The following is a 13,067-nucleotide window of genomic DNA, read 5'->3' as shown; positions in this document are numbered from 1 at the left end:
TGAGGGTATTACTTAGCAGGAATCGCTTTCAGCAGTTCAGTCAGCAGGGTCCAGTAATGGCCCACGCTTTCAATGTGAACCTGCTCATCCGGCGAGTGTGGTCCGGTAATGGTTGGCCCAATGGAGACCATATCCATGTTCGGGTACGGCTTCTTGAACAGACCACATTCCAGACCCGCGTGGATCACCTGAATGTTCGGGGTGCTGTTGAACAGACGCTGGTATGTTTCACGCACCAGTGCCATCACCGGAGAGCTTGCGTCCGGCTGCCAGCCTGGGTAGCTGCCTTTGGCAGAGGTTTTCGCTCCGGCCAGCGTGCCCAGAGATTCCAGCATGCTCACCACATACTCTTTACCGGTGTCGATAAGCGATCGGATCAGGCAGATGATCTCTGCGCTGTCGTCGCCCATGGTGACCACACCCACGTTCAGAGAGGTTTCAACCACCCCTTTCGCGACGTCTGAGTTGCGGATCACGCCGTTTGGTGTCGCGTTTAACAGCTGAATAAAGGTGTCACGAGACTGGGTGGTCAGCGCGGCTTTATCCGTGGACACGGACTCCAGCACCACGGTCAGGTTCTTCTCTTTCGCGGACAGTTCGTTTTTCAGGATATCCAGATAGACGCTGGAGAGCTTTTTCAGCTCGTCCGCTTTGGCGGCTGGAACGGCTACCGTCGCGAACGCTTCACGTGGGATTGCGTTGCGCAGCGTACCGCCGTTGAAATCGACCAGACGCAGGTCCAGCTCAGCCGCGTGGCCCGCCAGGAAGCGTGCCAGCAGTTTGTTGGCGTTGCCCAGGCCTAAGTGAATATCACCGCCGGAGTGGCCGCCTTTAAGCCCTTTCAGCGTCAGCTTGAAGGTCTGGAAGCCAGCAGGCACCGCTTCACGGGAGAGCGGCAGGGTAGAGATAAAATCAATCCCGCCCGCGCAGCCCATGTAGATCTCGCCTTCTTCTTCAGAGTCGGTGTTGATCAGAATATCCGCCTGCAGCCAGTTCGCCTGCAGACCGAACGCACCGTCCATGCCCGCTTCTTCGGTCATGGTCAGCAGCACTTCCAGTGGACCGTGCTGAACGCTGTCGCCCGCCAGTACCGCCAGCGCAGAGGCCATACCGATACCGTTATCTGCACCCAACGTGGTGCCGCGCGCTTTCACCCAGTCGCCGTCGATGTACGGCTGGATCGGGTCTTTCGTGAAGTCGTGAACGGTGTCGTTGTTTTTCTGTGGCACCATGTCCAGGTGCGCCTGCAGCACAACCGGTTTACGGTTTTCCATGCCTGCGGTCGCCGGTTTGCGGATCAGAATGTTGCCAACCTGGTCGCGTTCAGCGTGCAGACCTTTTTCCTTCGCCCAACCCATAATATGTTCGGCAAGCTGTTCTTCATGGTAAGACGGGTGTGGAATGGAGCAGATTTTGGCAAAAATATCCCACAGCGGCTGGGGAGATAATTGAGACAGTTCAGACACGATAAGTCTCCTTGTCGATGCCCTGCAAAGCGAGTTGCAGGTCACAGGGTTAGCAGGTTAATAGTTACCACAAGTCAGGCTTGCGAGATGCAACTGAGAATACCACTTTCTCCGATGGCTGGTAGCATAAAGCATGTAAAAACTCAGGCAGAGGGCGCTAAACACTGGTTTTTAGTGCGTCAGATCTCTATAATCTCGCGCAACCTATTTCCCCCTCGAACACTTTTTAAGCCGTATAAAAACAGGCTGGGACACTTCACATGAGCGAAAAATACGTCGTCACCTGGGACATGTTGCAGATCCACGCACGCAAACTGGCCGCGCGTCTGATGCCTTCTGAACAGTGGAAAGGCATTATTGCCGTTAGCCGTGGCGGTCTGGTACCGGGGGCGCTGCTGGCCCGTGAGCTGGGTATTCGTCATGTCGATACCGTCTGCATTTCCAGCTATGACCACGACAACCAGCGTGAGCTGAAAGTGCTGAAACGCGCGGAAGGCGACGGTGAAGGTTTCATCGTTATTGATGACCTGGTGGATACCGGCGGTACCGCGGTGGCTATCCGCGAAATGTACCCAAAAGCACACTTCGTCACCATCTTCGCGAAACCGGCGGGCCGCCCACTGGTGGATGATTACGTGATTGATATCCCACAGGATACCTGGATTGAACAGCCATGGGACATGGGCGTGGTCTTTGTACCGCCTATTTCAGGCCGTTAATTTCCGTACGTAACTTTACACGCCCGGCTATGCCGGGCGTTGTTCTTTTTATTCTGCCACGCGTTACAATGGACACTATATGACGTATCCATGGAGGCAACGCAATGACGCAGGCGAATCTCACCGAGACACTCTTCAAACCCCGTTTCAAGCACCCTGAAACCTCGACGCTGGTGCGTCGCTTCAATCCGGGGAACCAGCCTGCCGTCCAGTCTGCATTAGACGGTAAAAACGTGCCTCACTGGTATCGCATGATTAACCGCCTGATGTGGATCTGGCGTGGTATTGATCCGCGTGAAATCCTCGATGTGCAGGCGCGTATCGTCATGAGTGAAGCCGAGCGTACCGACAGCGAACTCTACGATACGGTGGTGGGTTACCGCGGCGGCAACTGGATCTACGAATGGTCGAAACAGGCGATGCTCTGGCAGCAAAAAGCCAGCCAGGAAGAGGACGCCACCCTCAGCGGCAAGCACTGGCTGCACGCAGCCAATCTTTATGCCATTGCCGCCTATCCGCACTTAAAAGGGGATGAGCTGGCGGAGCAGGCGCAGGCGCTGGCAAACCGTGCCTATGAAGAGGCTGCCCAACGCTTGCCGGGCCGGATGCGCGAGCTTGAGTTCACCATCCCCGGCGGCGCGCCCGTGACCGGATTCCTGCATATGCCTGAAGGCGACGGCCCGTTTCCGACCGTGCTGATGTGCGGTGGGCTGGATTCGCTGCAAATCGACTATTACAGCCTGTATGAGCGTTACTTCGCCCCAAAAGGGATCGCGATGCTGACGCTTGATATGCCCTCTATCGGTTTTTCCTCTAAATGGAAACTGACGCAGGATTCCAGTCTTCTGCACCAGCATGCGCTGAAAGCGCTGGAAAACATTCCCTGGGTCGACCACACCCGCGTCGCGGCGTTTGGTTTCCGCTTTGGGGCGAACGTGGCCGTGCGTCTGGCCTATCTTGAGGCGTCACGCCTGAAGGCCGTAGCCTGTCTTGGGCCGGTGGTTCACGCTCTGCTCAGCGATCCTGCCCGTCAGGGCAGCGTGCCGGAAATGTACCTCGACGTACTGGCCAGCCGCCTTGGCATGCATGATGCTTCAGACGAAGCGCTGCGCGTGGAACTCAATCGCTATTCGTTAAAAACGCAGGGCCTGCTGGGACGCCGGTGTCCAACGCCGATGCTGTCCGGTTTCTGGAAAAACGATCCGTTCAGCCCGGAAGAGGAGTCACGCTTAATCACATCGTCATCTGCGGATGGCAAATTGCTGGAAGTTCCCTTCAGCCCGGTGTATCAGAATTTTGACAAAGCATTAAAAGAGATTACGCGTTGGATCGCCCAGAGATTGTGTTAAGAGATTGCTAAATTTTGATGGTTTGGTAAAACAGTGGCTTCACAAAAGGAGATCGTAATGACGTTACCGAGTGGACACCCGAAAAGTAGATTGATTAAGAAGTTCATGGCTCTTGGCCCGTATATTCGAGAAGAGCAGTGTGAAGAGAATCGCTTTTTTTTCGACTGCCTGGCTGTATGCGTCAACGTGAAGCCTGCACCCGAAAAACGTGAATTCTGGGGCTGGTGGATGGAAATGGAAGCAGAAGAGAAACGTTTTACCTATAGCTACCAGTTTGGCCTGTTTAATAAAGACGGCAACTGGCAGGCCACCACCATCAAAGATCAGGAAGTGATTGACCGCCTGGAATATACCCTGAAAGAGTTCCACGACAAGGCGCGCGATTTACTGGCCACGCTGGACCTGAAGCTTGAGCCTGCCGATGATTTTTCCAGTGAAAAGGCGAAATTGACGGCGTAAAGATGAAATAATACCGGGTGATGATCCCGTAGGCCCGGTAAGCGCAGCGCCACCGGGCACAAAAAAACCGGCTTAATGCCGGTTTTTTTATTACTGCCGACTCAGAACTGGTAGGTCATACCCAGGGCAACGATATCATCGCTGCTCACGCCCAGTTTGTTATCGTCATCAATCTGGTTGATTTTATAATCAACAAACGCGGACATATTTTTGTTGAAATAATAGGTCGCGCCGACGTCGATATATTTCACCAGATCTTCATCGCCAATACCTTCGATATCCTTGCCTTTAGACTGGACATAACCCAGGGATGGACGCAGACCAAAATCGAACTGATATTGTGCGACCACTTCAAAGTTCTGCGCTTTATTGGCAAAGCCGCCAGAAATTGGGGTCATATTGCGGGTTTCGGAGTACATCGCCGCCAGGTAGATATCGTTCGCATCATATTTCAGACCGGTTGCCCAGGCTTCGGCTTTTTTGCCTTCGCCGCGGGTCAGCAGGTTCTGCGCGTTGGTACGGTCAGAGTTGGTGTACGCGCCGCTTACCGCGAAATCGCTGCCGCCAAAGTCATAGGTCAGAGACGTACCAAAACCGTCACCGTTCTGTTTTTTGACGTCGCGGTTTTCGTTTTTACCCTGATATTGCAGGGTCATATCCAGACCATCAACCGCGCCAAAGAAGTCGGTATTACGGTAAGTGGCAAGACCGCTTGCACGCTTGGTCATGAAGTTATCGGTCTGCGCGGAAGAGTCGCCGCCAAACTCAGGGAACATATCGGTCCACGCTTCCACGTCATACAGCGCACCCAGGTTACGACCGTAATCCAGAGAACCAAAGTCTTTCAGCTTCAGACCGGCGAATGCCAGACGCGTTTTCTGAGTGGAATCGCTCTCTGCTTTGTTGCCCGCAAATTCCGCTTCCCAACGGCCATAGCCCGTCAGCTGATCGTTAATCTGAGTTTCACCTTTAAAACCGAAACGCACGTATGTCTGGTCACCATCTTTTGAATCGTCATCGCTGATGTAGTGCATTGCTTTAACTTTGCCGTACACGTCCAGTTTGTTGCCGTTTTTATTATAAACTTCGGCAGCGTGAACAGATGCGGAAGCCACAACGCCCATAACCATTAATGCCAGAGTGCTCTTTTTCATTTTCGATCCTGTCTTATAAACGCGCTTAAAAATTCGCTGGACGATAAGCTCATGCTTAAGTCCCGTGAAAAAACAGAAAGGGTTTTAACGTTACGGAATGAAACTTTTATGACAAATTAAGATTAATTTTAAAAAACTGTGATTTATTATTTCGGTAATAAAATTGTCAAAATCTGCCGCTACGCTTCCTGATCCCGCGCAACAAAGTGTTTCGCGATGTGCTGTGGCAGTTGGCAACGGGCCTGACACCTGTTAAAACGTTCGTTCGACATCACTTTCCCTTATCGTTGAACGGCAGAGAATCATGAGTGACAGCCAGACGCTGGTGGTAAAACTCGGCACCAGTGTTTTAACAGGCGGATCGCGCCGCCTAAATCGCGCCCACATTGTTGAGCTTGTACGTCAGTGCGCTCAGCTGCATGCCGCAGGGCATCGTATTGTTATTGTGACCTCCGGGGCGATTGCCGCCGGGCGTGAACATCTGGGTTACCCCGAACTCCCCGCGACGATCGCCTCTAAACAGCTGCTGGCCGCCGTGGGACAAAGCCGACTCATTCAACTCTGGGAACAGTTGTTCTCAATTTATGGCATTCACGTCGGGCAGATGCTGCTGACGCGCGCGGATATGGAAGACAGAGAACGCTTCCTGAACGCCCGCGATACGCTGCGCGCGCTGCTGGACAACAATATCGTCCCGGTGATTAACGAAAACGACGCCGTGGCTACCGCTGAAATCAAAGTGGGTGATAACGATAACCTCTCTGCGCTGGCGGCGATCCTGGCCGGTGCCGATAAGCTCTTGCTCCTGACCGACCAGCAGGGGCTGTTTACCGCAGACCCGCGCTCCAACCCGGAAGCTGAACTGATTACCGATGTACACGGCATTGACGATGCGCTGCGCGCCATCGCCGGCGACAGCGTCTCTGGCCTGGGAACGGGCGGCATGGGCACTAAACTGCAGGCGGCGGATGTGGCCTGCCGCGCCGGGATCGACACCATCATTGCGGCGGGCAGCCGTCCTGGCGTCATTGGCGACGTGATGGAAGGCATTTCCGTCGGCACGCGCTTCCACGCCCAGGAATCCCCGCTGGAAAACCGCAAACGCTGGATTTTCGGCGCGCCGCCGGCAGGTGAACTGACCGTGGATGAAGGGGCGACCGCCGCGATTCTGGAAAGAGGGAGTTCATTGCTTCCTAAAGGAATTAAAAACGTGACAGGCAACTTCTCCCGTGGTGAAGTGATCCGTATCCGTAACCTTGAAGGTCGCGACATCGCTCACGGCGTTAGCCGCTACAACAGCGATGCTCTGCGCCGTATTGCGGGTCACCACTCGCAGCAGATTGACGCCATTCTGGGCTACGAGTATGGCCCGGTTGCCGTGCATCGTGATGACATGATTATTCGTTAAGGAGCCAGAAAATGCTGGAACAAATGGGTGCCGCCGCCAAGGCCGCCTCTTACAAACTGGCGCTCCTTTCCAGCCGCGAGAAAAACCGCGTGCTGGAAAAAATCGCTGATTATCTGGAATCGCAGTCGCAGGAAATCCTCCTCGCCAACGAACAGGATCTGCTGGAAGCGCGCCGCAATGGTCTGAGCGAAGCGATGCTCGACCGTCTGGCGTTGACCCCGGCACGCCTGAAAGGCATCGCCGACGATGTCCGTCAGGTTTGTAATCTGGCCGACCCGGTCGGGCAGGTGATCGACGGTGGACTGCTCGACAGCGGTTTACGTCTGGAGCGCCGCCGCGTGCCGCTCGGCGTTATCGGCGTGATTTATGAAGCCCGTCCGAACGTGACGGTGGATGTCGCTTCCCTGTGCCTGAAGACCGGTAACGCCGCTATTCTGCGCGGCGGGAAAGAGACCTGGCGCACCAACGCCGTGACGGTGAAAGTCATCCAGCAGGCGCTGCAGGAGTGCGGCTTACCGGCAGGTGCCGTGCAGGCTATCGAAAGCCCGGACCGTGCGCTGGTGAACGAGATGCTGCGCATGGACAAATACATCGACATGCTGATCCCACGCGGTGGCGCTGGCCTGCACAAGTTGTGCCGCGAGCAATCAACGATCCCGGTGATCACCGGCGGTATCGGCGTGTGCCATATCGTGGTGGACGAGAGCGCCGAAATTACACCGGCGCTGAAGATTATCGTGAATGCCAAGACCCAGCGTCCAAGCACCTGTAATACCGTTGAAACGCTGCTGGTGCATCAGGGTATTGCAAACACCTTCCTGCCAGCCCTGAGCAAGCAGATGGCCGAGAGTGGCGTCACGCTGCACGCGGACGAGAAGGCGCTGGCGCTGCTGCAAGACGGCCCGGCGACGGTGGTGCCGGTAAACGCGGAGCAGTACGACGACGAGTTCCTGTCTTTGGATCTGAATGTGAAGATCGTGGCCGATCTCGACGACGCTATCGCGCACATCCGTGAGCATGGTACTCAGCACTCTGACGCCATCCTGACGCGCACGCTGCGCAACGCCGACCGCTTTGTTAATGAAGTGGATTCTTCTGCCGTGTACGTGAACGCATCAACCCGCTTCACCGACGGTGGACAGTTTGGTCTGGGCGCGGAAGTGGCCGTCAGCACGCAGAAACTGCACGCGCGGGGTCCGATGGGCCTGGAAGCGTTGACTACGTACAAGTGGATCGGCATCGGCGACGATACGATTCGTGCGTAAATAATCACGGGTGATGCAAAAATAGCCGTTTGATTCAAAAGGGCATTGACGCATCACCCGGATAGATCTAACCTTTTGCCCCGGGGTTACGCTCGTAACCGGCCTCTCAGGGCCGATATAGCTCAGTTGGTAGAGCAGCGCATTCGTAATGCGAAGGTCGTAGGTTCGACTCCTATTATCGGCACCATCTCAACTTCCCAAAACGTCCGTATTCATCCATAAATAATCTGATTTATAAAGATTTTACCGCTTTTTAGTCCATCGTTGTCCGTGACCATCCAGTAGAATCCGATACAGAATGTGTATAGGATTGTGTATATGTTCCTGTTCGGCCTTGGATTCCTATACACATGCCTTTAAACGATATGCAGATTCGTCGCGCTAAGCCTGAAGATAAACCCTATACGCTTGGGGATGGGCAAGGCTTGTCATTGCTTATAGAACCTAATGGAAGCAAGAGCTGGCGGTTCCGCTATCGCTATGCCGGTAAACCCAAGATGATCTCGCTTGGCGTTTACCCAACGATCACCCTTGCTGATGCTCGTTCCCGTCGTGATGAAGCTCGAAAACTTGTGGCAGAAGGAAAGAACCCTAGTGAGGTTCGAAAAGAGCAAAAGCTGGCTCTGCAAGCAGAGTCAGAGAACGCCTTCGAAAAGATAGCCAGAGAGTGGCATCAACTTAAATCTGCTAAATGGTCGGCAGGATATGCATCAGACATCATGGAAGCGTTTAAGAACGATATTTTTCCTTATGTTGGAACAAGGCCTGTGGGAGAGATTAAACCGCTAGAGCTGCTGAACGTACTGCGTAAAATTGAGAAACGTGGTGCGTTGGAGAAAATGCGGAAAGTGCGTCAGCGTTGCTCTGAAGTGTTTCGCTACGCAATTGCAACGGGTAGAGCGGAGTACAATCCTGCGGCTGATCTCTCCAGTGCCCTCGAAGTACATCAATCTAATCATTTCCCGTTTCTAAAAGCTGATGAGATACCGGATTTCCTGCGTGCCTTAGAGGGTTACACTGGGAGTAAGCTTGTCCAGATAGCTACGAAATTACTGATGATTACGGGCGTGAGAACCATCGAATTACGCGCGGCATTATGGCAAGAGTTTGATCTGGATAACGCTATTTGGGAAATTCCTGCTGAAAGGATGAAAATGCGTAGGCCACATCTTGTGCCTTTATCTACTCAAGCGTTAGATTTACTCATTGAGCTCAAAGTTATGACAGGAAACTATCGATATGCTTTTCCGGGACGGAACGATCCTAATAAGCCTATGAGTGAAGCCAGCATAAATCAGCTTATCAAGCGGATAGGTTATGCAGGACGACTAACTGGACACGGTTTTAGACACACTTTATCAACAATTCTACATGAGCAGGGATACGAGAGTTCATGGATAGAAATGCAACTGGCACATGTTGATAAAAACAGTATTCGCGGGACGTACAACCATGCGCAATACCTTGATGGGCGTAGAACAATGATGAATTGGTACAGTAATTTTCTGGGAGTGAAAAATTAAAATGAGTATAAAAAAAGTTGAAATAAGGAATTGTATTAGCAAGCTTGCTAATAATATAAGGGCGGAAAAGATAGATTATAGTAGCTATCTTGAGCTTTATTCAGGTGGAGAAAATATTAGAAACATCAATAATGTTAATAATAGTGTCATATATGGCAGAAGGGGGTCGGGTAAAACGCATCTGCTGAAAGCATTGTCAGAAGAAATAATGAATAATTTTTCTGCTGATAAAATATTTCCAGTTTATATTGATTTGAGAAGAATTATTCCTCTTATATCTACGAGTTCAGATAGTCAGGACGTTAATGCTGTACTAATCTTTAAGTACATAATGCAAGAAGTTTCATTTAACCTGTATCAAAATTTACCTCAGATTTTAGAGGCTAATGAATTCGATTCTAAAAACGATTTGTTATTTGACTCAAAGCTTGAGCATTTAAAAAAACTATTCTCTGAGTTGTATCTTGAGTTTGATGGTCGAGAATTAAAGAAAACGAGTGATTTGACCGTCTCTGAAGAGGAGGTCAAAAGTATCAATGGTGGTGTTGAAGTATCGAAAAGCCCCAATCTAAAAGTTAGTGCTGGTAGTTCGACAAAAGAAACAAAACAAACAGAATTAAGAATGCATATATCTATTCTTCATATGACAAATGTCATTGAGGAAATAATTTCTTCCTTGGATCTAAGATTCATCATGGTTATGCTTGATGAATGGTCTGAAATATCTAAAGATACTCAACCTGCGCTAGCTGAGATAATAAAGAAAACATTTTCAGCTATTAATGTGGTTACAAAGATAGCAGCTATACCAAATAGAACAAATCTTGGATTCAAAAACGATAATAAGTTCTATGGATTAGAGGATGGCGGTGATATTTTTGGTTATCATTTGGATTTAAGATATGTGTTCGAGGTAAACAAAAATCAAACTCGTGATTTCTTTAATGATCTCTTATATAAGCATTTATCATCAATCGACAAGGCAGAAGTTGATGCCTTAATTAAAAAAGAAAAGAAAACTAAAGAAAGTTTTATAAATATCTTGTTCGCCAATGTCGCGTTAAATGAAATATTAATTGCTTGCGCTGGTATTCCTAGGGATTTTATGAATCTCTTTTTGAATAGCTATGATAGATTCATGCTATCATCCACCTCTACAGCTTTAAGAATTAGTGTTAAAAACTTACGTGCTGCTAACGCTGAGTGGTATGAGAAAGATAAGAAAGAGCAAGTTGATAAAAACGAAATTGAAAGGAATCTTTTAACTCAGATTGTTCAGGAAGTTATTGAGAAAAAGAAATCCATGCACTTTCTCATTCCTGAGAAGTACTCAAATAATAAACATATTCAGAACCTTATTGATTTTAGGGTTATACATCTTAGAAAGAGTGGGTACTCACATCAAGACCATGCGGGGGTTTCTTATAATGTTTACTCTGTTGATTATGGGTGCTATAACTCATTAAATATAACCAAGAGTAAATTGGATACATCTATTCTCAATGAACTAGGTGTAAAAGAATTAAGAGATATCAGACGAATTTCTTTAGAGGATTCCTTTTTCCAGCAGTTTATGATGGAAATTGGCGAGGCTTTCATATGCCCTCACGCTGCCTGTAAAAAACCTGTAGATACAAATCATCCCGCTTATACGAAACAAGGGTTATGTAATCATTGTTTTGATAAGGTGGTTTAATCTGACTTGAATAGCTATTGACATGGTACCAGTGATTAATTTTGGTACCATGTCATTAATATAATCATTTAGTTACTTACAGATGTCTTGGTGACTATTTAATACCTTGATTAAATATGTCGCACATTCAAGATGTCTTTTTAAAAATTTATTTTATTATAATTCTCATGGGTATTTATTTGTTTTATAACTATATGCTTAACCAACCTCAACTATGCAAGTCTACTATGAGAAATTTGGTATTACTCACAGCGCGCAATGCTCTCCCCGCCCCGCCTGCCCGCTTAAGGGGGCGCTTTTAATGCAGGTGCATGACCGGCCTCAGGGCGCGCCAGTGCTGGCGCTGGCGGGGGATCCAGTGTCGGTAAAACGCATGCAAAACCATGCACCTATGCATGCATGGCTTTTATACGTAAAAATGGCGGGATTTTCGGGGATTTTTAAGCGGACTACTGCACGGCCAGTTCTGCACGGCGGCGGGTGTAATTCAGGCTCTGTGCGGGTGTGAATTTTTCACGATTATCATCGCGCGAAGCCGCGTCAGGCCTGAATCCGATGGCCGTTAAAATGTCATTATCCTGCGCCGAATAATTAATTTTTTCACCGGCGGCCAGCCAGACCTGAAGCGCCTCACGAAGATAGTCGACTGAGTGCTGCATGGCGCAGCGCTGAATGGCGGAATGCTGCCCGGAATAATTCATCAGCTCCGGGGCAAGGGCGGCGGCCAGCTCCGCGCCGTGTGCCTGCATAAAATCATTCAGACGGTTACGGATGCTGATGCGCTGCACCTCCTCATGCGAGCGGATATAACGCCCGGCAGCCTGATTTATTTCCCACTTTTTCACGTCGATAATTTCGCGCAGGGTTTGCAGGCTCTGGCCGCTGTGGCCGTTACCGGCAAGCTGTTCGCGGTATGCCTGTTCGGCCTGCTTCAGTTCATCCCGGCGTTGCATCCAGGCGGATTTATTTGCCTGACAGGCCTCAAAGGCTTTCTGTAGCGTCAGTGTGGTCACGTATGTCTCTCCTGATGTCTGGCCGTGCTCACGCACCGGCACGGTTAACGGTGGCCGCCGGTGCGGGTACAGGGATAACCGGCTCAGTAACCGGTGAACGGATAATCCCGTCAACGGATTCAAGCGTACGGAAGGTCGCCGAGCACTCGACGTTCACGCACTGGTGATAGCGCTGTTTGACGTTCTCAGACAGATAGCGACTGGTGCGGGCGTGCGCACTGGTTTTGCAGAACGGGCAGTGAAACATGCTTATACCTCCGCTTTTGTCTCGCCATTATCAGCCAGTTTTCTGGCGAGCATCATTCTCTTCGCCGGGCTGCGTAACAGCTCCATATCCACACCGTTAATCTGCGGCCGGTGCATGCCCGTCACAGACAATACCGGCTCCTGCTTCATATCGAAGTGATACAGGCTGCCCTGACGGCTCAGCGCATCGCGCAGCTCGCCGACGACAACCGACTGGGGGGCACTGTCACCCTGCATTTCGAGCGCGCGAATGCGCAGCAGGAAAGCACGTATGAGCGCGACGGGGAGCATGTTGACCGCCTGAGCCCATTCCGCACCGGCATAAGCGGTAAAGGCATCGTCATGCGCTGACAGGTATTTACTGGCGGTGGAGCAGGCATTCAGCATGGCGCGTGTCCGGTCGGTTTCCAGCTCCGCAATCAGGCCGGTGAACTCGTCGGCCAGCTCGCGACTGGCGATACGCCTGCTGTGCTCTGCTTTCATTTCAGGGGTGAGATTGCCGCGCAGGGTGCGGAAGCGACTGCGCCAGTCCTGCTCCGCCTCTGCACTCTCACTGAGGGCGGTCTGCCGCTCCTGCTTACAGCGTTCAATGGACGTATCAATCTCTTTCAGTTCCTGCATGCTGGCCGCGTGCGTGTCTCTGGCCGCAGTGAATGCGCTCAGCTTGTCGGTGATGCGCTGGCTGCTCTCTGCTGACTGTTGAGCGGCTACATTCTGCAGGGCGGTAATGACTGTTTCGGGTTTCATGTTCAGGCTCTCCGTGTGTTCA

Annotated in this window: 12 protein-coding genes and 1 tRNA gene; 8 read left to right on the top strand and 5 right to left on the bottom strand. The window is 51.0% G+C overall.

Features of this window, described 5'->3' with window-relative positions; translation table 11 throughout:
* Positions 1 to 8: 8 nt before the first annotated feature.
* On the bottom strand, positions 9 to 1,466 hold the full coding sequence (gene pepD / locus EQV24_RS11575) for a cytosol nonspecific dipeptidase (RefSeq protein ID WP_130626613.1): 1,458 nt from the start codon (positions 1,464 to 1,466) through the stop codon (positions 9 to 11).
* Positions 1,467 to 1,726: 260 nt separating this feature from the next.
* Between pepD and gpt the strand changes: the two genes are divergently transcribed.
* From gpt to crl, 3 genes are all read left to right on the top strand, one after another.
* Complete coding sequence (gpt, locus tag EQV24_RS11570; protein WP_003863205.1) at positions 1,727 to 2,185, top strand: xanthine phosphoribosyltransferase; 459 nt, start codon at positions 1,727 to 1,729, stop codon at positions 2,183 to 2,185.
* A 104-nt stretch (positions 2,186 to 2,289) separates the two neighbouring features.
* Positions 2,290 to 3,534: an esterase FrsA gene (gene frsA, locus EQV24_RS11565; protein WP_023620942.1), complete on the top strand. Its 1,245-nt coding sequence runs from the start codon at positions 2,290 to 2,292 to the stop codon at positions 3,532 to 3,534.
* Positions 3,535 to 3,591: 57 nt separating this feature from the next.
* Positions 3,592 to 3,993, top strand: coding sequence for a sigma factor-binding protein Crl (gene crl / locus EQV24_RS11560; protein WP_023620943.1), 402 nt, complete (start codon positions 3,592 to 3,594; stop codon positions 3,991 to 3,993).
* A 101-nt stretch (positions 3,994 to 4,094) separates the two neighbouring features.
* Here the strand turns inward: crl and phoE are convergent, their stop codons facing one another.
* Entirely contained in the window at positions 4,095 to 5,147 is a 1,053-nt protein-coding gene (gene phoE, locus EQV24_RS11555; RefSeq protein WP_013095744.1) for a phosphoporin PhoE, read from the bottom strand.
* A 304-nt stretch (positions 5,148 to 5,451) separates the two neighbouring features.
* On the opposite strand from phoE, the gene proB reads away from it, so the two are divergent.
* The 5 genes from proB (at position 5,452) to EQV24_RS11530 (ending at position 11,039) form a co-directional block, all read left to right on the top strand.
* Positions 5,452 to 6,555 (top strand): glutamate 5-kinase, encoded by a 1,104-nt coding sequence (gene proB, locus EQV24_RS11550; protein WP_013095745.1) that lies wholly within the window; start codon positions 5,452 to 5,454, stop codon positions 6,553 to 6,555.
* Between the two features lie 11 nt (positions 6,556 to 6,566).
* Positions 6,567 to 7,820, top strand: a complete 1,254-nt coding sequence (gene proA, locus EQV24_RS11545; RefSeq protein WP_130626612.1) for a glutamate-5-semialdehyde dehydrogenase — start codon at positions 6,567 to 6,569, stop codon at positions 7,818 to 7,820.
* A 111-nt stretch (positions 7,821 to 7,931) separates the two neighbouring features.
* Positions 7,932 to 8,007, top strand: a tRNA-Thr gene (locus EQV24_RS11540).
* Positions 8,008 to 8,170: 163 nt separating this feature from the next.
* Positions 8,171 to 9,343 carry an integrase arm-type DNA-binding domain-containing protein gene (locus EQV24_RS11535; protein ID WP_130626611.1) on the top strand — a complete coding sequence of 391 codons (1,173 nt, stop codon included), beginning with the start codon at positions 8,171 to 8,173 and terminating at the stop codon, positions 9,341 to 9,343.
* A 1-nt stretch (position 9,344) separates the two neighbouring features.
* Positions 9,345 to 11,039, top strand: coding sequence for a DnaA/Hda family protein (locus tag EQV24_RS11530; RefSeq protein ID WP_130626610.1), 1,695 nt, complete (start codon positions 9,345 to 9,347; stop codon positions 11,037 to 11,039).
* 449 nt (positions 11,040 to 11,488) lie between these two features.
* Here EQV24_RS11530 and EQV24_RS11520 read toward each other — a convergent pair whose 3' ends face one another.
* Genes EQV24_RS11520 through EQV24_RS11510 form a run of 3 tightly spaced genes read right to left on the bottom strand, consistent with a single transcriptional unit; the run spans position 11,489 to position 13,045 of the window.
* On the bottom strand, positions 11,489 to 12,052 hold the full coding sequence (locus tag EQV24_RS11520) for a phage polarity suppression protein (RefSeq protein WP_130626609.1): 564 nt from the start codon (positions 12,050 to 12,052) through the stop codon (positions 11,489 to 11,491).
* 28 nt (positions 12,053 to 12,080) lie between these two features.
* Positions 12,081 to 12,299, bottom strand: a complete 219-nt coding sequence (locus tag EQV24_RS11515; RefSeq protein WP_014830132.1) for an ogr/Delta-like zinc finger family protein — start codon at positions 12,297 to 12,299, stop codon at positions 12,081 to 12,083.
* 2 nt (positions 12,300 to 12,301) lie between these two features.
* Positions 12,302 to 13,045, bottom strand: a complete 744-nt coding sequence (locus EQV24_RS11510) for a capsid protein (protein WP_130626608.1) — start codon at positions 13,043 to 13,045, stop codon at positions 12,302 to 12,304.
* Between the last annotated feature and the right edge of the window lie 22 nt (positions 13,046 to 13,067).

The organism is Enterobacter sp. A8 (genome assembly GCF_004296595.1).
Lineage (GTDB): Bacteria > Pseudomonadota > Gammaproteobacteria > Enterobacterales > Enterobacteriaceae > Enterobacter > Enterobacter cloacae.
This window is presented reverse-complemented; position numbering and strand designations above follow the sequence as displayed.

Bases quoted from the DNA above. Each gene is read 5' to 3' on its own strand.
- EQV24_RS11515 (WP_014830132.1), bottom strand. From the start codon at position 12,299: ATGTTTCACTGCCCGTTCTGCAAAACCAGTGCGCACGCCCGCACCAGT.
- frsA (WP_023620942.1), top strand. From the start codon at position 2,290: ATGACGCAGGCGAATCTCACCGAGACACTCTTCAAACCCCGTTTCAAG.
- EQV24_RS11535 (WP_130626611.1), top strand. From the start codon at position 8,171: ATGCCTTTAAACGATATGCAGATTCGTCGCGCTAAGCCTGAAGATAAA.
- EQV24_RS11510 (WP_130626608.1), bottom strand. From the start codon at position 13,045: ATGAAACCCGAAACAGTCATTACCGCCCTGCAGAATGTAGCCGCTCAA.
- proA (WP_130626612.1), top strand. From the start codon at position 6,567: ATGCTGGAACAAATGGGTGCCGCCGCCAAGGCCGCCTCTTACAAACTG.
- gpt (WP_003863205.1), top strand. From the start codon at position 1,727: ATGAGCGAAAAATACGTCGTCACCTGGGACATGTTGCAGATCCACGCA.
- EQV24_RS11530 (WP_130626610.1), top strand. From the start codon at position 9,345: ATGAGTATAAAAAAAGTTGAAATAAGGAATTGTATTAGCAAGCTTGCT.
- phoE (WP_013095744.1), bottom strand. From the start codon at position 5,147: ATGAAAAAGAGCACTCTGGCATTAATGGTTATGGGCGTTGTGGCTTCC.
- crl (WP_023620943.1), top strand. From the start codon at position 3,592: ATGACGTTACCGAGTGGACACCCGAAAAGTAGATTGATTAAGAAGTTC.
- proB (WP_013095745.1), top strand. From the start codon at position 5,452: ATGAGTGACAGCCAGACGCTGGTGGTAAAACTCGGCACCAGTGTTTTA.